This is a genomic window from Polaromonas sp. CG_9.7 (genome assembly GCF_015752205.1).
Taxonomy (GTDB): domain Bacteria; phylum Pseudomonadota; class Gammaproteobacteria; order Burkholderiales; family Burkholderiaceae_C; genus Polaromonas.
The window spans coordinates 21,426-41,603 of the sequence record NZ_JADOVG010000001.1; the positions used below are offsets into that span (position 1 = coordinate 21,426).

Sequence of the window (20,178 nt, forward strand, 5' to 3'; positions counted from 1 at the left end):
CTGACGCGCACTAACCCGTCAAATTCTTTTGTCTGCATTTCCGCAGACTGCGCATTCTTCATTGCGCCCCAGCATCATCTGGTGCCACTCCATGCTTTTGCCATCAAGCATTAAAAGCCGGCCCGTCAACGCCTGCCCGATGCCACACAGCAACTTCAAGGCCTCGGCGGCTTGCATCGCGCCCACGATACCGACGAGCGGTGCAAACACGCCCATGGTGGCGCAACTGATTTCTTCGGGCAGGTCTGATTCAGGAAAAATGCATGCATAGCATGGAGAGTCAGGAAACCTGGCGTCATAGACCGAGATTTGACCGTCGAACCGGATGGCCGCGCCTGAAACCAGCGGCTTGTGGTGCCTGACGCAGGCACGATTAATAGTGTGTCGGGTTTTGAAGTTGTCGGTGCAATCAAGTACCAAATCTGCTTGAGGGACCAAGTGGTCTAGCAGGGCGTCGTCCGCTCTTTGCATCACCGGGACAACTTCGACATCCGGGTTCACGGCAGCGACGGCCTGCACCACCGACAACGCTTTGAACTCGCCGATTCGCGACACCGTGTGGGCAATCTGACGTTGAAGGTTGGTGACATCGACACGGTCATCGTCAACCATCGTGATACGGCCGACACCAGCGCTGCCAAGATAAAGCGCGACCGGCGAGCCCAATCCCCCCGCGCCAATGACCAGCACGTGCGCGTCGAGAAGTTTTTGTTGCCCTTCGATGTCTATCTCGTCGAGCAAAATATGGCGCGAGTAGCGGAGCAGCTGATCGTCATTCATGATGCTGGAAATTTCAAAAAAAGCCGCTGGATGGCATGACGTTCGGGAGCGGAAAAGCAAAGCCCGTCCGGAAAGGGACGGGCTTTGCCTGGACTGGACGAACCGGTTGCCTAGTTGTCTTTTTTCTCGTTTTTAGGTTCGACGACCGCTGTCTTGCTGACGAGCACTGGACGTCCCTTAAGCTGGTTGATGGCCTGGGCCAACGGGAAGTCCTTGTCGCTGCCCAGTTCGGGGAGGCGACGCTGCTCAGGCGTTTTCTTGGCTTCTTCCTCAAGGCGTTTGAGCGCTTCCTCACGGGCTTTTTCACGGCCCGGGTCCTTGACTTCTGCACCCTGGCCACTGTTGAGGTGTTTTTCCAGGTCGGCTTCACGGGTGCGCAGTGCTGCAAAAGGACTGCCTTCTGCCGTTTCATCGATCAGCACGTCTGGCACGATGCCGCGCGCCTGGATTGATTTGCCGCTGGGCGTGTAATAGCGTGCCGTGGTCAGCTTGATGCCGGTGTCAGGGCCCAGAGGCCGTACCGTCTGCACCGAGCCCTTGCCAAAGGTCTGGGTGCCCATGATGGTGGCACGCTTGTAGTCCTGAAGGGCACCCGCCACAATTTCGCTGGCCGAGGCGGAACCCTCATTCACCAGCACCACGAGCGGCACGGTCTTGAGGGCCGCGGGCAGGCGTTTGAGCGGATCGACTCCGCTACGCCGCTGGTAGAACTCTGGCGAGGCCTTGTAGACCGACTTGCTTTCGGCCAGCTGGCCGTTGGTGGTAACCACGGTCACGTTGTCAGGCAAAAATGCTGCCGATATGGCCACGGCCGCGTCCAGAAGACCGCCCGGGTCATTGCGCAGGTCGAGCACCATGCCCTTCAACTTGGGCTCCTCTTTGTAAATCTGTTCAATTTTGGTAACAAAGTCGTCCACTGTCCGGTCCTGGAACTGGCTCAGGCGAATCCAGGCATAGCCTGGCTCAACCACCTTGCTGCGAACCGACTGTGTGCGAATTTCTTCACGCGTGATACTGACCGGGAACGTGCGACTTTCGTCTTTGCGAAAAATCGTCAGCATGACCTTGGTTTGCGGCTCGCCCCGCATTTTTTTCACGGCATCGTTCAGGCTCAGTCCCTTGACGGCGGTGTCATCAATGCGGGTAATCAGGTCATTCGGTTTGAGTCCGGCGCGGTCGGCAGGGGAGCCTTCAATCGGTGACACCACCTTGACCAGTCCATCCTCCTGGGTGATTTCGATGCCAACGCCAACGAAACGCCCTGACGTGCCTTCGCGAAATTCCTTGTAGGATTTCTTGTCGAAATACACCGAATGCGGATCAAGGCTGGCGACCATGCCCGAGATGGCATCGGTGATCAGTTTCTTTTCATCCACGGGCTCGACATAGTCAGTCTTGACCATGCCAAAGACAGCCGCGAGTTGCTGCAGTTCTTCGAGTGGCAAGGGCGCCATGCCCGCTCGCGCAACCGCCTGCAGCTGCACTGTGGTGAGGGCGCCTGCCACCACACCGATTGAAATCCATCCGGCAATTTTTAGCTTCTGACCCATTAGATTTTCCTAAGCCTGTTGAAGGAGTCCACGCTCCTTTTTTGTGAGAAGCAATATACACCTTGGATACATATGTCTAGCTGCAGTTCCATAAGCGGCAGGACAATAACAACCAAATGTACGGAAAGACGCGCCTTTTACGAGGTGCAATGCCGCATCATTGCAGACAACAGGCGTCATGGGTCTGGCAAGGGGCATTTGGGAACCATGGTTTCCTGCCCAACCCCCCGTCCATTGTTCGGCTTGTCCAGCGGCGTTCTAGACTGAGGCGGCCTTGCCTTGCGCGGCAACGGCCGCTGCAGCTTTGGCGACTGCTTCGCTGTCGCCCAAATAGTAGCTGCGCAGTGGCTTGAGGTTCTCGTCCAGCTCATAAACCAGCGGTATGCCGTTGGGAATATTCAGGCCCACGATCTCACTGTCGGAAATGTTGTCGAGGTATTTCACCAGTGCACGAATCGAGTTGCCGTGTGCGGCCACCACCAGGCGCTTGCCTGCCTTGATGGCAGGCGCCATGGCTTCGTTCCAGAAAGGAAGCACGCGTTCGACCGTGTCCTTGAGGCATTCAGTCAGTGGCACCTGGCCTGGCAGCAGCTTGGCGTAACGCCGGTCGCCGTGCTCGCTGCGGGCGTCGCTGGCTGCCAGCGGCGGCGGTGGCGTGTCGTAGCTGCGGCGCCAGACCAGCACCTGCTCGTCACCAAACTTCTTGGCCGTTTCGGACTTGTTCAAGCCCTGCAAGTCGCCGTAATGCCGCTCGTTCAAACGCCAGCTGTGCACCACGGGCAGCCAGGTCTGGTCCATTTCATCCAGCACATGCCAAAGCGTGCGCGTGGCGCGCTTGAGCACGCTGGTGTAGGCGATGTCGAAGTCGTAACCTTCGGCCTTTAGCAGTTGGCCGGCATTCTTGGCTTGGGCGATGCCGGTTTCGGTCAGGTCGACATCGGTCCAGCCGGTGAATCGGTTGTCCAGGTTCCAGGTTGATTCGCCGTGGCGGATGAGCACGAGTTTGTACATGGCAGTGATGTTTTGGAAGAAATGAAAAGCACAAAGGTGAAATTTAAAAGCCGGCTTTGGGGCGAACTTGTGCCCCCATTCTAAAATCAGCCTTCAAGTGAAAAACATACAAAGGGTTTACGTGAAATTTCTGATTGATAACTGGATGCTGATTTCGATAGCCATTGCCTCGGGCGGCATGCTGGTCTGGCCACTGATTGCGGGCAGCATGAATGCTGGCGCACTCAACGCCAGCGGGGCAGTGCAGCTCATCAACCGTGAAAAGGCCGTGGTGGTGGACATTTGTGAGCCTGCCGAATTTGCCGCCGGCCATGTGACCGGCGCCAAGAACATCCCCCTGGCCGACCTGGAAGCCAAGTTGCCCTCGGTCGTCAAGAACAAGGCCTTGCCCTTGATCCTTGTTTGCGCGACTGGTGCACGCTCCAGCCGGGCCGTGGCCACCGCCAAAAAGCTCGGTTACGACCAAGCCCAATCTTTGGGCGGCGGGCTCAAAGCCTGGAAAGACGCTAACCTACCCTTAGAGAAAGCCTGATAAAGCGTCTTTTTCTTGCCTGCTTGAGCGCTGTCGTCGCTCGGCGCTGGCATTGATCACACCCATCGGACGCCGCGCCTGCCGCGACGCCGCACCACAGGAAAACCATGCAAACCGTCAAGATTTACACCACCGGCTCCTGCCCGTACTGCATCCAGGCCAAACAATTGCTCAAGGAGCGCGGCGTCGCCGTGCTCGATGAAATCCGGGTTGACCTGGTGCCGGGCGAACGCCAGCAAATGATGCAGATCACAGGCCGGCGCACCGTGCCGCAAATTTTCATTGGTTCCACGCATGTCGGTGGCTGCGACGATTTGATGGCTTTGGACGACCGTGGCGGCTTGGAGTCGCTGCTGGCAGACGCCGCCTGAAACCCCGGCTGGCGTTTTTAACAGGGCCAAGTCCCTGAGATAATCCACCTCGAATGGCCTTTGCCCAAGCCCTGTCCCGCGCGAACAGCGCAGGGGCTTGCGCATCCCAACGTTTTTTAAACACCCTCACGAAAGATCTCAATGGCCGAAGAAAATCTTGACCCCGTATTCCAGATCCAGCGCGTTTACCTCAAGGACATGTCGCTGGAGCAGCCAAATTCGCCAGAAATCCTGCTCAACCAAGAGCAACCTGCTGTCGAGATCCAGCTCGGTGTCGATGCCAAGCCAGTGGCTGACGGCCTGTTTGAAATCACCGTGACGGCCACCGTGCACACCAAGATCGAGGACAAGACCGTGTTTATGGTCGAAGCCAAGCAGGCCGGCATTTTTGAAATTCGCAATGTGCCCAACGAACAGATGGGTGCATTGATGGGCATTGCCTGCCCGCAAATCGTCTACCCCTACCTGCGCGGCAACGTGGCGGACATCATCCAGCGCGGCGGCTTCCCGCCGGTGCACCTGGCGGAAATCAATTTCCAGGCGATGTACGAGCAGCAGCAGGCCGAAGCCGTGATGGCCTCGGCTGAAGCTCCACAAATCATCGTCTGATGGCGCAGCGTGTGAACCTGGGCCACGCGCCCCGGCCGGCATGAAAATTGTCGTATTGGGCGCAGGTGCGTGGGGCACGGCGCTGGCCGTCAACGCTGCAGGTGCTGCCGATGCCGGAGTGCTCAGGCATGAAGTCACTCTGTGGGCGCGCAATCCGGTTCAGCTCCAGGCCTTGCAGGCCGAGCGGATCAATACCCATTACCTTCCCGACATTGCCCTGCCGTCCAGCCTGCGCTTGCAAGGCGGCAATGGCATGTCGCTGGCCGAGGTGGTCAAAGGGCAAGACCTGATCATCCTGGCCGGGCCAGTGGCAGCCGCGCGCAGCATGCTGCTGCAACTCAGGCATGCGCAAGTGCCGGTGGCTTGGCTCAGCAAGGGCCTTGAAGCGCCGGTTTTGACAGAATCTGCGGCGTCGGCGTCGGCGTCGGCGTCGGCGTCGGCGCCAGCGTCTCCTTCAACGCCTTTTGGCCTGATGGTGCATGAGGTCCGCGCACAGGTGGCGCCTGATTTGAGAGCGGGCGTGCTCAGCGGCCCGAGTTTCGCGCTGGAGGTGGCACGTGAGCAGCCAACGGCGCTGGTTGCTGCCAGTGAACACGCCGAAGTGCGTGATGCGCTGGTGGCCGCCTTTCACAGCCCCAGCCTGCGGGTGTATGCCAGCGACGACCTGATCGGTGTCGAGGTTGGCGGGGCCGTCAAGAACGTCATGGCGATTGCAGCCGGGCTGTGCGATGGCCTGCAACTGGGCTTTAACGCCAGAGCCGCCCTCATTACCCGTGGACTTGCTGAAATGATGCGCCTGGGCGTGGCGCTCGGTGCGCGTCCCGAGACCTTTACCGGTTTGTCGGGTCTGGGCGACCTGGTCCTGACGGCCACCGGCGACTTGAGCCGCAACCGCAAGGTGGGCCTTTTGCTGGCGCAGGGCAAATCCCTGGGTGAAGTGTTGACGTCGCTAGGCCATGTGGCCGAAGGCGTTTACTGCGCCCGCACTGTGGTGCAGCGCGCTGCCAGCCTGGGTGTGGAAATGCCGATTGCGCAAAGCGTGGTGGATTTGCTCGATGGCCGGCTCCAAGCAGCCGAGGCGGTTGCGCTGCTGATGGAGCGCGAGCCGACAACTGAACTTGATTTGCTATTGGATTGATAGCTGAAAGCGCCCGTCCCTGTTGCGGGGAAGGCGTTTTTTATTATTATTTTCGAAGCACGATGGTCAGCAGCAGCGACGAGTCGAGCACCGCCGTCAGCGCATGGTCCACACCGCCTTGGAGCCAGACCAGCTGGCCGGCCTTCATCTGCCGGGTTTGTCCGCCCGCCGTCAGGCCGATCTCTCCTTCCAGGCAGTGAATCGTGACTTCGCCCTTGACCCAGTGTGACGGCATGGTTTTTCCCGCCGGCATGACCAGGCGAATGACTTCCAGCTCATCGGTCTTGAACAGCGCGACATTGCGTGATTCAGACAACTGGTTGCCCAGCGGCTGAACGTCAACCAGTTGTCCGGGGGCGGCGTGTGCAATGGCCATGGTGAAGCTCCTTGTAAGCGGCAGGATTGCCTTTGACCGGTTTATACATCACGCTCAGATGGCAGTGCGCAGGCACCGATGGACGGCGCAGATGTGCCATGCCCGTACCGGAAAAAATTTTTTAAAAAAGATCTCTTGCGCACGGCCAGCTTTTACAAGCTGCTATACAAAAAGGAGTGAGTACATTTCCGTGCTGCTGCAGGTCCGGCTATGTTTCGGTTCAAATTTCCAGGTTGTCGATCAGCCGGGTGTTGCCCAGCTTGGCCGCGCCCAGCACGACCAGCGGCACATTGCCCAGCGGGCCTTGCGGGAGCATCAGGTCGGCGCGGCGGCGTACCGTGAGGTAGTCGGGCTTCCAGCCGCGCCGCGCCAGCGCCTGCAGGGCCTGGGCCTCCAGTGCGGCCAGGTCGGGCACGCCGGGCGCCGCTCGCGCAGCTTCGCCCAATACGCGCAAGGCTTGCGAAAGATGCACCGCTTCTTGCCGCTGCTCGGGCGTGAGGTAGCTGTTGCGCGACGACAGGGCCAGCCCGTCGTCGGCACGCTGCGTTTCGCCGGCCAGAATCTCGATGGGCAGGGCAAACTGCTGGACCATTCGGCGCACCACCATGACCTGCTGGTAGTCCTTCTTGCCAAAGGCCGCGACGCCGCCCGGCATGCCGGCAAAAACACAGGAAAACAGCTTCATCACCACGGTGCTCACGCCAATGAAAAAGCCGGGCCTGAAATGGCCTTCCAGCATGTCGCTCAAATCGGTGGCCGGATGCACCTTGAAAGTTTGCGGTTCGGGGTACAGGTCTTTTTCACGCGGGGCAAACAGCACGTCGCAGCCCGCTGCTTCAAGCCGCTGGGCGTCCGCATCAAGCGTGCGCGGGTAGCTGTCAAAGTCTTCATGCGGCGCGAACTGCAGGCGGTTGACAAAAATGCTGGACACGGTGACATCGCCCAGCGGCCTGGCTTCTTTGACCAGCGCGATATGGCCGGCATGCAAGTTGCCCATGGTGGGCACAAAGGCAGGGCGTCTGAAGTTGCTGAGTTGCGCGCGCAAATCCGCGATGGTGTGGACGATGTGCATTTTTTTATTCCCTGGAAAAGGCCTGGGGTGGCGGGTCTGAATTTAGCAGGCTGGAGGCGCGTAAAAAACCGGGCGGCTACCAGGCGTGAACGGCATTGTCCGGAAAGCTGCCGTCTTTCACGGCCTGCACATAGGCTTCCATGGCGCCGCGCACGCTGGCGCTTTTGTTGCTGTCGCCGTCCATGAAGTTGCGCACGAACTTGGCCATCTTGCCCAGGTTCATGCCCAGCATGTCGTGCAGCACCAGCACCTGGCCCGACGTGCCGTTGCCCGCGCCAATGCCGATGGTCGGGCAGTGCGTCAACAGTTGCGTGACCTCCAGTGACAGCGCCGCCGGCACCATTTCCAGCACCAGCATCGACGCGCCCGCGTCCTGCAACGCGCCGGCTTCGCGGCGCAGCTGCGTGGCTGATTCCTCGGTCTTGCCCTGGACGCGGTAGCCGCCCAGCGCATGCACGGTTTGCGGCGTCAGGCCCAGGTGGGCGCAGACCGGTATGCCGCGTTCGACCAGAAAACGCACCGTTTCCGTGGTCCAGCCGCCGCCCTCCAACTTGACCATGTGCGCGCCGGCCTGCATGAGCACCACCGCGCTGCGCAGCGCCTGCTCTTTTGATTCGTGGTAGCTGCCAAAGGGCAGGTCGCCAATCAGCCAGGCCACGCCTTGCGCGCGGCGCAGGCCGTTGGCCACGCATTCGGTGTGGTGGCGCATGGTTTCCAGCGTCACGCCGACGGTGCTCGACAACCCCTGGCACACCATGCCGAGCGAGTCGCCGACCAGGATGCATTCGACGCCGGCGGCGTCCGCCACGGCGGCAAAGGTGGCGTCGTAAGCGGTGAGCATGGTGATCTTGTCGCCGTGGGCGTGCATTTCGCGCAGGCGCGGCAGGCTCATGGGCTTGCGCGCCGAAGGGCTGGACGCCGGTGGCAGCGTGCCGTAAGGCGTGGCTGCGGGGACTGTGGACGTTGCCGTGGCTGCATTGGCGGGGGTCATGGGCGCTCTCCTGAATGAGCGGAAGTTTAATCCGCTGGCGGCTGGTGAACTCGGGCCTCTGGCCGTGCCAGAAGGCCCCCGGGTAGATCAGCTCAAGCCGCTTGCGGCGCCGAACGGCGCATGCCCAGCCGCTCAAGCAGCGTGACATCGGCGTCGGTGTCGGGGTTGCCGGTGACCAGCAGCTTGTCGCCGTAAAAAATCGAGTTGGCGCCGGCCAGGAAACACAGCGCCTGCACCGCGTCACCCATTTGCTGGCGGCCAGCCGACAGGCGCACCCGTGCGGTGGGCATGGTGATGCGCGCGACGGCAATGGTGCGCACAAATTCGAACGGATCCAGGTCGGCCTGATCGGCCAGCGGCGTGCCTTCGATTTTCACCAGGTTGTTGATGGGCACCGATTCCGGGTAAGGCGTGAGGTTGGCCAGTTCGGCCACCAGGCCGGCACGCTGGCGGCGGGTTTCGCCCATGCCGACAATGCCGCCGCAGCAGACCTTAACGCCGGCGCTGCGCACGCGGGCGAGCGTGTCGAGCCGGTCCTGGTAGTTGCGCGTGGTGATGATGTCGCCATAGAAATCGGGCGCACTGTCCAGGTTGTGGTTGTAGTAGTCGAGCCCCGCGTCTTGCAATGTTTGCGCCTGGCCGTCTTCGAGCATGCCCAGCGTGGCGCAGGTTTCCAGCCCCAGTGCCTTGACAGTGCGGATCAGTTCGGCGACTTTTTCAATGTCGCGCTCTTTGGGCGAACGCCAGGCGGCACCCATGCAAAAGCGCGTGGCGCCAGCGGCTTGCGCGAGTTTGGCGGCGGCCAGCACTTCAGCGGGCTCCATCAGCTTGCTGGCTTCGACGCCGGTGTCGTAACGGGCGGCTTGTGGGCAGTAGCCGCAATCTTCGGCGCAGCCGCCGGTCTTGACCGACAGCAGCGTGGCAAATTCAACCTGCGTCGGGTCGAAATGCGCGCGGTGCACGGTTTGCGCCTGGTGCATCAACTCGGGGAACGGCAGGTTGAACAGCGCCTCGATGGCGTCAACGCTCCAGCGTTCGGGGCCGGTTTTCGGGGTGGGCGCTGCCGCCGGATTGGGGCGGTGCAGGGTGATGGTTTGTGCTGCGGTGGTGTTCATGAATGGTTTTCTTTCTTGAAAAAATGGGTTGCGGGATTTATTCCGTGCCGGGGGTGAGATGGTTTGGCCAAGGCTGCTCAAGGCGGCCGCAGCGAGTCACCTCGATTGCGGCCTGGGCGGTCAACAGGGCGATGCGCCGCCAGCTTTGGCCGGTGTCGTCCTGCAGGTGATGCAAATTCTTTCATCCGCGCGTAATTCAGCAACAGGCGTCCGTGTCGGGGGCAATCGTCATGAGGGCTCAAGGTGCACTGCGCAGGGTGCTGCGCACCACACGGGCAATGCTCAAACCCTGTACCAGAATCGAGAACACGACCACGCAGTATGTTAGCGCCAGCACGGTGTAGCGTTCGGGCCCGGCGGGCAGCGACAGCGCCAGTGCCACCGAAATGCCGCCGCGCAGGCCGCCCCAGGTCAGCACTTTCCAGGAACCCCGCGGCAGGCCAAAACGCTTTCCAAACATGCCTGCCGTCAGTCCGGCCGTCAGCAGCCGCGCCACAAGCGTCACCACGATAGCCACCGCGCCGCCCAACAGCAGCGAGGTGGACAGGCTGAACAGCAGCACTTCCATGCCGATCAGCACAAACAGCACGGCGTTCAGGATGCCGTCAATCAACTCCCAGAACATGTCGACATAGCGGCGCGTGGTGTCCGACATGGCCAGGGCGCGGCCCTGGTTGCCCACAACGAGTCCGGCGGCGACCATCGCCAGCGGGCCGGAGACATGCAGGTGGCTGGCCAGCGCGTAGCCGCCCATGACGGCCGCCAGCGTCAGCAACACTTCGACCTGGTAATCGTCCACACTCTTGAGCAAACGGTAGGTCACATAACCCAGCACCAGTCCAAAGACCATGCCGCCACCTGCCTCGCGCAGCAGCAGCATGCCCGCTTCGCCTGCCGTGGGCGTGCTGCCGCTGACCAGCATTTGCAGCAGCAGCGCAAAAACGACCACGCCCACGCCGTCGTTGAACAGGGATTCGCCGGCAATCACCAGTTCCAGGTTCTTGGGTGCGCCGGCTGACTTCAGGATGCCCATGACGGCAATCGGGTCGGTGGGCGAGATCAGCGCACCAAACAGCAGGCAGTGCGTCAGGCTCAGCGGCAGTCCGAGCCAGGGCATTGCCAGCCACACGCCGCCACCCACCAGCCCGGTGGAGATCAGCGTACCGACCAGCGCCAGGATGGCCACCGGCCAGCGATGGGCCTTGAGCTGGCTCAGGTCGACATGCATTGCGCCGGCAAACAGCAGCAGCGACAGCATGCCCTGCATCAGCACTTCTGAAAAGTCGATTGAGCGGATCAGCGATTCCTCATAGCGCCGCAGCACCCGCACCCAGTCCAGCGCGTCCAGGCCGGCAATGGACAGCGAGAGCACCAGCGCAATCACCATCACGCCGATGGTGGTGGGCAGCTTGACGAAGCGCTGGTTCAGCCAGGACAGCAGGGCGGTGATGACGAGGCAGGCGGCGGCAATGTCAAGCATGGTGCAGGTCAGTCAAGATCAAAAGCAGTGGTCATGTTGACAGCGCAGCAGGCCGCTGGCAAGCGCACTGAGGGCTTGCGCTCTTTTGCCGGGGCAAGGCGGCCATCATGACCCGGCAGCCTGCCGCAGCGCGGTCGAGGTCGGTTTCAAGCGAGATTCTGGGCATGGACGACAGTAAAAAAAATGGTTTCAAAAAAAGGCCTTGACCGGGGAAGAGCCGGTTAAACAGTTCTCCGGTGGCGTCAACACGCCAGCGTTCGGCGCCGGTTTTCAGCGCTGGCGCTGCGGCTGCACTGTGGCGGTGCAAAGTGATGGTTTTTGCTGCGAAAGTGTCAAGCGTCTGTTTTTTTGTGAAAAATGGATTTTGGAACTTGGCTGAGTCCGGGTCGGGGACGGCTTCAGCGCAACGGTTTGGCCAGCGTGGTCAGGGCTTCAAGCAGCTGGTCCACATCGGTTTCGGTATGGGCTGCCGACAGGGCAATGCGCAGACGGGCCGTTCCCTCGGGCACGGTGGGCGGGCGAATTGCTGGCACCCAGATGCCGCGCAGGCGCAGGCCGTCCATCACCGCCAGTGCCTCGTCATTGCGGCCAATCAGCAGCGGCTGGATGGCGGTTTGGGAGTCGGACAGCTTCCAGCCACTGCCCTGCAGCCCGGCACTCAAGCCGCTGCGCAGGCGCGTGATCAGCTGTTGCAGATGGCTGCGCCGCCAGTCTTCGCGCTCGATCAGCTGGAGGCTGGTGCGCAAGGCGCTGGCCAGAAGCGCCGGGGCAGCGGTGGCAAAAATATAGCTGCGGGTTTTTTGCAGCAGCCATTCAACCAGCGCGTCATGCCCTGCCACGAAGGCGCCCGCCACACCGGCGGCCTTGCCCAGCGTCGCCATGTAGAGCACGCGGCGCGAAGCCTTCGGCCCGATGAGTCCGGCGGCGGCCAGGCTGCCCCGGCCTTGCGGGCCCAGCACGCCGAAACCGTGGGCATCGTCGAGCAGCAGCAGGGCGTCGTGGCGTTCGCACAGCGCCAGCAGGCCGGTGATGTCGGCACTGTCGCCATCCATGCTGAACACCGCATCGCTGATGACCAGCTTGCGCCGGGCGCTGCTTTGCGCCAGTTCACGCGCCAGCGCGGCCAGGTCGGCATGCGCATAGGGGTGAATCTGCGCGCGCGACAGACGGGCGCCGTCAATCAGGCAGGCATGGTTCAGCGCATCCGAAAAAATTGCGTCGCCGCTTGCGACCAGCGCCGGAATGATGCCGGTGTTGGTGGCATAACCGGCATAAAAATACAACGCCCGCTCCAGGCCCACGAAGGCGGCCAGTTCCTGCTCCAGCGCCGCATTGGCCGCGCTGTGGCCGCTGACCAGCGGCGAGCCGCCGGAACCCACGCCATAAGCCTGGGCGGCGTCGCAGGCCGCCTGCACCAGTGCTGGGTGCGTGGCCAGGCCGAGGTAGTCGTTGCTGCAAAAAGCCAGCATGCTTTGTCCGTTCACCTTCAGGCGGGCTCCGCTTTCAGGCGTGACCACTCGGCGCTGGCGGCGCAGGTGGTTTTGGTCCAGTTCGGCCACGCGGGCCGGAAATTCGTCAAGCCACGAATTGGTCATTGCCATTCCAGGGGAAGGTTGAATCTCAGCGCGTCCGGGTCGGGCACGCGCTGGTAAGGAATGGTTGCCAGCAGCGGCGCCTGGATCTTTTGCCGCAGGAAAGCGAGGTTGTCCTGCTGCGCCAGCATGGCTGGATCGACGTGGTTGGCGACCCAGCCGGCCAGCGTCAAGCCGCGCGCCTGGATGGCCTCCAGCGTCAATAGCGCGTGGTTCAGGCAGCCCAGCCGCAGGCCGACCACCAGCACCACCGGCAAGGCCAGCGCCTGCGCCAGGTCGGCGCCGGTCTCAAGGTCTGACAGCGGCACCAGAAAACCGCCCGCGCCTTCGACCACCACGGCGTCGGCCAACGTCTCCAATGCGCGGTGACAGGCCACCAGGTGGGCGATATCAATTTTTACGCCTGCGCGCGCAGCCGCGATGTGCGGCGACACCGGGTCTGGCAGCAGCACCGGGTTGTCGAGTTCGGGCGGCACGGCGCAGGTGGACGCGGCACGCAGGGCGACCACGTCTTCATTGCTCATCACGCCGTTGATGAGTTCGGTGCCGGCCGCCACCGGCTTCATGCCCACGACGCGTGAATGGTGGGCTGACAAGGCTTGCAGCAGGGCAGCGCTGACCCGCGTTTTGCCCACGCCGGTGTCGGTGCCAGTGACGAACAGCGACAGCGTTTTCAAAGCGCATCGCCTTTTTCGGCCAGCGTGGCCTGCAATGCGGCCAGTGCGGCGTTCGCCAGATGCGCCGTGGTTTGCGCATCCAGCACATAAGGCGGCATGGCGTAAATCGTGTTGCCTATGGGGCGCAACACCACGCCTTGCGCCATGGCCTGCTGTGCGTAGCGGGTGGCAAACCCGGGCTGCGGGGGGGCGCCGTCAAAGCCTTCGTCAATGTCCCAGGCCCAGATCATGCCCAGCCGGCGTGCATTCCTGACCGATGGATGGTGCGTCAGCGGTGCGAAAGCCTGGTCCAGTTTCAAGGCCAGATCGGCGTTTTTGGCCAGCACGTCGGTCTGGTCAAACAATTCGAGCGTCGCCAGCGCGGCGCGGCAGGCCAGCGGGTTGCCGGTGTAGGAGTGCGAATGCAGAAACCCCCGGGCCACGTCGTCGTCGTAAAACGCGTCGTACACCGTGTCGGTGGTCAGCACGGCCGACAGGGGCAGCGTGCCGCCGGTCAGCCCTTTGGACAGGCAGATGAAGTCGGGCCGGATGCCGGCCTGCTGGTGCGCGAACATCGTGCCGGTGCGGCCAAAGCCGGTGGCAATTTCGTCGGCAATCAGGTGCACCTCGTAGCGGTCGCACAGGGCGCGCGCTTCGCGCAGGTAGGCCGCGTCATACATCGCCATGCCGGCGGCGCACTGCACCATCGGCTCCAGGATCAGCGCGGCGGTCTGGGCATGGTGCTGTTCCAGCCAGTCCTTCAGACCTGCCGCCGCGCGCCGGGCTGCGTCAGCAGGCGTTTCGCCGGACAGGGCGGCGCGCGCATCGGGGCTGGGCACGGTGGCGGCCAGCCGCACCAGCGGCGCATAGGCTTCGCGGAATATCGCGATATCGGTCACCGCCAGTGCGCCCACGGTTTCGCCGTGGTAGCCGCCCGCCAGGCCGATAAACCTGCATTTTTCGGGCCGGCCGGTGTTGCGCCAGTAATGCGCGCTCATCTTCAGGGCGATTTCGGTGGCGCTGGCGCCGTCGCTGCCGTAAAAGGCATGGCCCAGTCCGGTCAGCGCGCCCAGCCGCTCTGACAGTTCGACCACCGGCGTGTGCGTGAAACCGGCCAGCATGACATGGTCGAGCCGGTCCAGCTGGTCTACCAGGGCAGCCTTGATGTGCGGATGGCTGTGGCCAAACAGGTTGACCCACCAGGAACTGATGCCGTCCAGGTAGCGCCGGCCTTCCAGGTCATACAGCCAGACACCTTCGGCCCGGGCAATCGGCACCAGCGGCTGCGTTTCGTGCAGCTTCATTTGCGTGCACGGGTGCCACACATGGCGCAGGCTGCGCTGGATCATCAAGGCGTTGTCCATCGAAAACTCTACGGTAAGCGGCTGAATCAAGCCATCTGGACCGCAATGGTCGAGCGTTCTTCCTTGATGCGGTTGTCCGGGTTGACGAACACCAGCTTGGGGCTGAACCCGGCGACTTCCTGTTCTTCAACCTGCGCAAAGGCGGCAATGATGACCAGGTCGCCCACGCACGCGCGGCGCGCTGCCGAGCCGTTGACCGAAATGATGCGGCTGCCGCGTTCGGCACGGATCGCGTAGGTGATGAAACGCTCGCCGTTGTTGATGTTCCAGATGTGTACCTGTTCATTTTCGCCCAGGTTGGCAGCGTCCAGCAGGTCTTCGTCGATGGCGCAGGAACCCTCGTAATTGAGCTCGCAGTGGGTCACGGCGGCGCGGTGGATTTTGGATTTGAGCAGGGTTCTGAACATGATGGAAAGAGGAGTAAAGCCAGCGGGCCCAGGGTGTTGGCAATCCACCGTCCCCAGAGCGCCCTTCAAGAGCGGTAACATTTGGACTGGTGGTCAATAGATTTTTGATTATTAATTATATAAGTGCACTTTCAGTTGCCTTTTTTACCCGGTTGCTTATGACAAAGTCCTTTGATTTCAATGCGGATTCGGTAGCCACGCTGGCGGTGGCCGATGTGGCGCGCGCGCTGGCAGAAGACATTGGCAGTGGCGACTTGACGGCCGCGCTGATCGATCCGGCCCGCCAGGCGCATGCCCGGGTGCTGGCGCGAGAAAGCGCGGTGCTGTGCGGCACGGCCTGGTTCGAGGCCGCCATCCGGCAGCTGGACCCGCAGGCCCGCATCGTCTGGCAGGTGCGCGACGGCGAACACTGCGCGCCCAACCAGGTGGTGGTGGAAATGCACGGCCAGGCGCGCGCGCTGCTGTCGGCCGAGCGCACGGCGCTGAATTTTTTGCAGCTTTTAAGCGCAGTCGCCACCAAGACCGCGACGTATGTCGCCCAGGTGGCGGGCACCCAAGCCAGCATTGTCGATACCCGCAAGACGCTGCCCGGGCTGCGACTGGCGCAAAAATACGCGGTGCTGGCTGGCGGCGGCACCAACCACCGGATTGGTCTGTATGACGCTGTGCTGATCAAGGAAAACCATATTGCGGCAGCCGGCGGCATTGCGCAGGTGATGCAGCAGGCCGGGCTGATCGCCGCGCAGGCTGATTTTGTCGAGATCGAGGTGGAAAACCTGGACCAGCTGGGCCAGGCGCTGGACGCCGGCGCGCGCATGGTGCTGCTCGACAACATGGACATCGCCACGCTTCAGGAAGCCGTGCGTCTGAACGCTGGCCGGGCGATTCTGGAAATTTCGGGCGGCGTCACGCTGACGGGCCTGCGCGCGCTGGCAGAAACCGGTGTTGACCGTATTTCGATTGGCACCTTGACCAAGGACGTGCAGGCGGTTGATTTTTCAATGCGCATGGATGCGCTGCAAGGGGGCGAGCGATGAATACTTCCGTCATTTCCCGCATCCATGTCGGCTACGAGCAGCCACTGCCCGAATCAGCCCTTTGCACGACCCGCCATGCCTGGGCGCGCGTGCCGGTCGAGCCAACGCAGGCCGAGCGGGCGGCGCTGAAAGACCGTATCCGCAGCCTGCTGGAAGCCAAAAACGCCGTCATGGTGTCGCACTTCTATGTGCACCCCGACCTGCAGGACCTGGCCGAGGAAACCGGGGGGCTGGTCAGCGATTCGCTGGAAATGGCGCGCTTCGGGCGCGACCATGCGGCGCAGACGCTGGTGGTGTCGGGCGTTCGCTTCATGGGCGAAACCGCCAGGATTTTGTCGCCCGAAAAGCGCGTGCTGATGCCCGACCTGGACGCCACCTGCTCGCTCGACCTGGGCTGCCCGATTGACGAATTCAGCGCCTTTTGCGACGCGCACCCTGACCGCGCGGTGGTGGTGTATGCCAACACCAGCGCAGCCGTCAAGGCGCGGGCCGACTGGGTCGTCACGTCGAGCTGCGCGCTGGACATTGTTCGCGCCCTCAAGGAAAGCGGCCAGAAAATCCTCTGGGCGCCCGACCGGCACCTGGGCGGCTACATCCAGCGCGAGACCGGCGCCGACATGGTGATGTGGAACGGCGCGTGCATCGTGCATGACGAGTTCAAGGCCTTCGAGCTGCAGGCGTTGATGCAGGCGCACCCGCTGGCCAAGGTGCTGGTGCATCCAGAATCGCCGCTCGATGTGGTGGCGCTGGCCGACGCGGTCGGCTCGACCTCGGCCATTTTGAAAGCGGCGCGCGAAATGGACGCGCCCGAATTCATCGTCGCCACCGACAACGGCATGATGCACAAGCTGCGCTCGCTGAACCCCGGCAAGGTCTTCATCGAAGCGCCCACAGCCGGCAACAGCGCTACCTGCAAAAGCTGCGCGCACTGCCCGTGGATGGCGATGAACTCTCTGGCCGGGCTGGCGCAGGTGCTGGAAAGCGGCGCGAACGAAGTCCACATCGACCCGGCGCTCGGCCTGCGCGCCCGCCTGCCGATTGACCGCATGCTGGCCTTCACGGCCGCGCTCAAAACCGGCCAGCCCACTACCGGGCTGGTGCCGAACATCGGCGCGGCTTGAGGGCATCCGCTTTACGCCCTCTCCCTCTGGGAGAGAGCAAGGGTGAGGACTAGCGGTGCCTTCGCCTTAAATGCTCCTTTTTTGATAGCTGATTATGACCGCCTGACGTGCGGAAAAGGTAAATTTGACTCATATTTCCGCACGCATCGACTTCACTGACCCGCACGACAGCGCCGCGCCGCGCCTGCGCCATGCCTTTGGAGCGCCGCGCGCCGTGCTGGTGGCGCATGAACTGCACGAAGTGCGCGCCGTGCTCGATGCGGTGCAGGCCGCCGCCGGGCAGGGACGCTGGTGCATCGGCTATGTTCGCTACGAAGCCGCCCCGGCTTTTGACACTGCGCTTGCCGCGCATCCCGCCGACGGCCCGCTGGCCTGGTTTGCCGTGCATGATGCGCCCTTGCCCTTGCCCTGGCCTGAAGGCGACAACGCCGCAGCCGCCCGCGTTGAATGGCGTGACACCTGCCCGCGCCCGGCGTTTGACGCGGCCGTGGCGCACATTCAGCAAGCCATTGCCGCCGGCGAGCTGTACCAGGTGAACCTGACCGCGCCGCACTTGGGCGGGTGGGCTGGCGAACCCGAAGCAGGCGCGGCGCCGGCCCTGTTCGCCGCCCTGCAGCGCGCCCAACCCGGTGGCTACGCGGCCTTCATCGACACCGGCGATGAGCAACTGCTGTCGGTGTCACCCGAACTGTTTTTTGACTGGCAAAACGGCAGCATCCTGGCCCGGCCCATGAAAGGCACGGCCGCGCGCGGCGCCACGCCAGAAGCTGACGCCGCCCAGGCCGACGCCCTGCGTGCATCGCCCAAGGAGCGCGCCGAAAACGTCATGATCGTGGACCTGCTGCGCAACGACATCTCGCGCATCGCCCAGCCTTTCAGCGTGCGGGTGCCGCGACTGTTTCACACCGAAGGATTGCCCAGCGTGTGGCAGATGACGTCAGACGTGCAGGCCACAACCCGCGCCGGCACCACGCTGGCCGACGTGTTCGGCGCGCTGTTTCCCTGCGGCTCGGTCACTGGCGCGCCCAAGGTGCGCGCCATGCAGATGATCCGCGCGCTGGAAGCCGGGCCGCGCGGCGTGTACTGCGGCGCCATCGGCGTCGTGCGGCCAGCTGAGCCGGGGCAGGGCATCCGGGCCACGTTCAACGTGCCGATCCGCACCGTCATCGTCCGGGGCGACGGGCTGCGCTGCGGCATTGGCAGCGGCATTACCTCCAGCGCGCTGCCTGACGCCGAATGGCAGGAGTGGCGCGACAAGCGCAAATTTCTGGAGCGCGCCAGCCAGAGTTTCGACCTGCTGGAAACCTTGGCGCTTGAAAACGGCCAGCTGCGCCATGCCGCCGCGCATCTGGCGCGGATGGCCGGCGCCGCAGCGCACTTCGGCTATTTGTGGAATGCGGCCATCGTGCAGCGTTGCCTGGACGCGTTGGCGCAAGCGCATCCGCAAGGCCTGTGGCGCGTGCGCTTGCTACTCAATGCCCGAGGCCAGGCCCATGCCGAAGCCTTTGCCATGGACTCCTCACCCGCCCGCGTCCGTCTGCAACTCGCTGCCAGTCCGCTCATCGACGCGCAGAGTGAATTTGTGCGCTTCAAGACCACGCGGCGCGCCCATTACAACGCCTTCACGCCCACCGTGCCTGATGTTTTTGACACCGTGCTGTGGAATGAACAGCGCGAAATCACCGAATGCACGCGCGGCAACCTGGCGATGTTGATGGATGACCGCTGGGTCACGCCGCCGCTGGCCTGCGGGCTGCTGCCCGGCGTGGGCCGGGCGCTGGCACTGCAGGCGGGCCAGATGGTTGAGTCGGTGGTTCGGCTGGACGACCTGCCGTGTGTAAAGGCTTGGGCTTTTGTCAACAGCCTGCGCGGCTGGCTGTCAGCCGAACTTGCCTGATCGCCGGCCAGCCGCGCAAAAAGCGTCAAGGCTTATTGGGAAGAATGGGCAGGTAAAAGCTGTTTTGCCAGCGCTATAGAAAAGTCCTGCGCCGCTGACCAGCGCAGATGAAGGGCGTCTGTGAACGCCGCGTTCGAGGTTTTCAATTCCGAGTCAGCGTCCCAGAAGCGGGCAGAGGTAGCCTTCAACGATTGGACGAGCCTGGCGTCGAAGTCGTTGATAAACTCGCCGCTGGCGTCTTCCGTGGTCTTCCAGTCAGGATGAAGGGGCGAGGACACCACGGTGAATGGCCGTCCTTCCTTTTGCAGGCGTTGCGCCAGGGATTCCAGTGCCTGAAAACACGTGGGGTCCAGCGGCTTGGACTGCCCATAGCCCATTCCAAGCAGGCTGTCTGCGGTCTTGAGCGGACCATCGCCATAGGCGGTGAAAACCAGCGGATCAAGCTCAACGAGGTTGGCGCGCCGGGCCTTGACCCGACGTGCGTTGCCCATCAGCGATACCGGCGAAAAATACCGCAGGTAGTAGGGCCATGGCGAGGCACCGCCATAGACGTAGTCGTCTGCATCCTGCCGGTTGAAAATTGCCTGTCGGTTAATGCTGCATTCAGAAAAATCTTGCGGCGCCGCGATCAGCACCACTTGCCGGATGGACGGCAGGCGGTCGAGCAACCAGTTGGCGGTGAATGCCGACTGGTTGACATGCAGGCCGCAAAAAGCGCCGTTGAGCGGCTTGAGGACGCCTTTTGACTGGCTGGCCACGGTTGCACCATCAAAATGGCGCCACGCGACCGAGGAGCCGATAACCAGCAGATTCGGCGACCCTGCCGGTTGCTCGCGCATGAAAGAGAGCTTCTCATCGATGCAAAGCGAGTTGGCAAAGGCCGGCGGCGGCAGGTTGTCAGTGGACTGGAGCATAAGCAGCGCGCCGTAAAACGCCGCCAGTGCGCCAGACACGCCGAGCAGAACAAAAGCCAGGTAACGCCTGAAGGCGAATGCCGGCGCAGCGGCTGCGTTGCCGGCGTTGGTGTCTGTTGACGCGTCAGGCCTGTTCGTGTTGAATTTTTTCGCGATTTGGGCCAT

The 20,178-nt window shown here is 62.7% G+C and carries 20 protein-coding genes; 7 read left to right on the plus strand and 13 right to left on the minus strand.

Annotated elements, in window-relative coordinates; all coding sequences use genetic code 11:
* Nucleotides 1-18 precede the first annotated feature (18 nt).
* The 3 genes from IWX87_RS00125 to gpmA form a co-directional block, all read right to left on the minus strand.
* Complete coding sequence (locus IWX87_RS00125; RefSeq protein WP_196861487.1) at nucleotides 19-780, minus strand: HesA/MoeB/ThiF family protein; 762 nt, start codon at nucleotides 778-780, stop codon at nucleotides 19-21.
* A 110-nt stretch (nucleotides 781-890) separates the two neighbouring features.
* Nucleotides 891-2,330 carry a S41 family peptidase gene (locus IWX87_RS00130; RefSeq protein WP_196861488.1) on the minus strand — a complete coding sequence of 480 codons (1,440 nt, stop codon included), beginning with the start codon at nucleotides 2,328-2,330 and terminating at the stop codon, nucleotides 891-893.
* 258 nt (nucleotides 2,331-2,588) lie between these two features.
* Nucleotides 2,589-3,341: a 2,3-diphosphoglycerate-dependent phosphoglycerate mutase gene (gene gpmA, locus IWX87_RS00135; protein ID WP_196861489.1), complete on the minus strand. Its 753-nt coding sequence runs from the start codon at nucleotides 3,339-3,341 to the stop codon at nucleotides 2,589-2,591.
* A 121-nt stretch (nucleotides 3,342-3,462) separates the two neighbouring features.
* On the opposite strand from gpmA, the gene IWX87_RS00140 reads away from it, so the two are divergent.
* From IWX87_RS00140 to IWX87_RS00155, 4 genes are all read left to right on the plus strand, one after another.
* On the plus strand, nucleotides 3,463-3,873 hold the full coding sequence (locus tag IWX87_RS00140) for a rhodanese-like domain-containing protein (RefSeq protein ID WP_196861490.1): 411 nt from the start codon (nucleotides 3,463-3,465) through the stop codon (nucleotides 3,871-3,873).
* 107 nt (nucleotides 3,874-3,980) lie between these two features.
* Nucleotides 3,981-4,244: a glutaredoxin 3 gene (gene grxC / locus IWX87_RS00145; RefSeq protein ID WP_196861491.1), complete on the plus strand. Its 264-nt coding sequence runs from the start codon at nucleotides 3,981-3,983 to the stop codon at nucleotides 4,242-4,244.
* A gap of 141 nt (nucleotides 4,245-4,385) precedes the next feature.
* Entirely contained in the window at nucleotides 4,386-4,853 is a 468-nt protein-coding gene (secB, locus tag IWX87_RS00150; RefSeq protein ID WP_196861492.1) for a protein-export chaperone SecB, read from the plus strand.
* Nucleotides 4,854-4,893: 40 nt separating this feature from the next.
* Complete coding sequence (locus tag IWX87_RS00155; RefSeq protein ID WP_196861493.1) at nucleotides 4,894-5,991, plus strand: NAD(P)H-dependent glycerol-3-phosphate dehydrogenase; 1,098 nt, start codon at nucleotides 4,894-4,896, stop codon at nucleotides 5,989-5,991.
* 46 nt (nucleotides 5,992-6,037) lie between these two features.
* Here the strand turns inward: IWX87_RS00155 and IWX87_RS00160 are convergent, their stop codons facing one another.
* The 9 genes from IWX87_RS00160 to panD all read right to left on the minus strand — a co-directional run bounded on the left by IWX87_RS00160 (nucleotide 6,038) and on the right by panD (nucleotide 15,044).
* Entirely contained in the window at nucleotides 6,038-6,367 is a 330-nt protein-coding gene (locus tag IWX87_RS00160) for a cupin domain-containing protein (protein WP_196861494.1), read from the minus strand.
* A gap of 220 nt (nucleotides 6,368-6,587) precedes the next feature.
* Entirely contained in the window at nucleotides 6,588-7,439 is an 852-nt protein-coding gene (panC, locus tag IWX87_RS00165) for a pantoate--beta-alanine ligase (protein ID WP_196861495.1), read from the minus strand.
* Between the two features lie 76 nt (nucleotides 7,440-7,515).
* A complete protein-coding gene (gene panB / locus IWX87_RS00170) occupies nucleotides 7,516-8,430 on the minus strand; it encodes a 3-methyl-2-oxobutanoate hydroxymethyltransferase (protein ID WP_196861496.1) in 915 nt (304 codons plus the stop codon).
* Nucleotides 8,431-8,522: 92 nt separating this feature from the next.
* Entirely contained in the window at nucleotides 8,523-9,545 is a 1,023-nt protein-coding gene (gene bioB / locus IWX87_RS00175; RefSeq protein WP_231374271.1) for a biotin synthase BioB, read from the minus strand.
* 238 nt (nucleotides 9,546-9,783) lie between these two features.
* Nucleotides 9,784-11,025, minus strand: coding sequence for a sodium:proton antiporter (locus IWX87_RS00180; protein ID WP_196861497.1), 1,242 nt, complete (start codon nucleotides 11,023-11,025; stop codon nucleotides 9,784-9,786).
* A gap of 398 nt (nucleotides 11,026-11,423) precedes the next feature.
* A complete protein-coding gene (bioF, locus tag IWX87_RS00185) occupies nucleotides 11,424-12,620 on the minus strand; it encodes an 8-amino-7-oxononanoate synthase (RefSeq protein WP_196861498.1) in 1,197 nt (398 codons plus the stop codon).
* Nucleotides 12,617-13,294: a dethiobiotin synthase gene (gene bioD, locus IWX87_RS00190; RefSeq protein ID WP_231374272.1), complete on the minus strand. Its 678-nt coding sequence runs from the start codon at nucleotides 13,292-13,294 to the stop codon at nucleotides 12,617-12,619. The genes bioF and bioD overlap by 4 nt, the downstream gene beginning before the upstream one ends.
* A complete protein-coding gene (gene bioA, locus IWX87_RS00195; protein WP_231374367.1) occupies nucleotides 13,291-14,637 on the minus strand; it encodes an adenosylmethionine--8-amino-7-oxononanoate transaminase in 1,347 nt (448 codons plus the stop codon). Before bioA ends, bioD begins: the two co-directional genes overlap by 4 nt.
* A gap of 26 nt (nucleotides 14,638-14,663) precedes the next feature.
* Complete coding sequence (panD, locus tag IWX87_RS00200) at nucleotides 14,664-15,044, minus strand: aspartate 1-decarboxylase (protein WP_196861499.1); 381 nt, start codon at nucleotides 15,042-15,044, stop codon at nucleotides 14,664-14,666.
* 158 nt (nucleotides 15,045-15,202) lie between these two features.
* Here panD and nadC point away from each other — a divergent pair, with 158 nt between their 5' ends.
* The 3 genes from nadC to IWX87_RS00215 all read left to right on the plus strand — a co-directional run bounded on the left by nadC (nucleotide 15,203) and on the right by IWX87_RS00215 (nucleotide 19,099).
* Nucleotides 15,203-16,081, plus strand: a complete 879-nt coding sequence (gene nadC, locus IWX87_RS00205; protein ID WP_196861500.1) for a carboxylating nicotinate-nucleotide diphosphorylase — start codon at nucleotides 15,203-15,205, stop codon at nucleotides 16,079-16,081.
* Nucleotides 16,078-17,202: a quinolinate synthase NadA gene (gene nadA, locus IWX87_RS00210; RefSeq protein WP_196861501.1), complete on the plus strand. Its 1,125-nt coding sequence runs from the start codon at nucleotides 16,078-16,080 to the stop codon at nucleotides 17,200-17,202. The genes nadC and nadA overlap by 4 nt, the downstream gene beginning before the upstream one ends.
* Nucleotides 17,203-17,326: 124 nt before the next feature.
* On the plus strand, nucleotides 17,327-19,099 hold the full coding sequence (locus tag IWX87_RS00215; protein WP_196861502.1) for a chorismate-binding protein: 1,773 nt from the start codon (nucleotides 17,327-17,329) through the stop codon (nucleotides 19,097-19,099).
* 32 nt (nucleotides 19,100-19,131) lie between these two features.
* Here IWX87_RS00215 and IWX87_RS00220 read toward each other — a convergent pair whose 3' ends face one another.
* On the minus strand, nucleotides 19,132-20,178 hold the full coding sequence (locus tag IWX87_RS00220; RefSeq protein ID WP_196861503.1) for a hypothetical protein: 1,047 nt from the start codon (nucleotides 20,176-20,178) through the stop codon (nucleotides 19,132-19,134).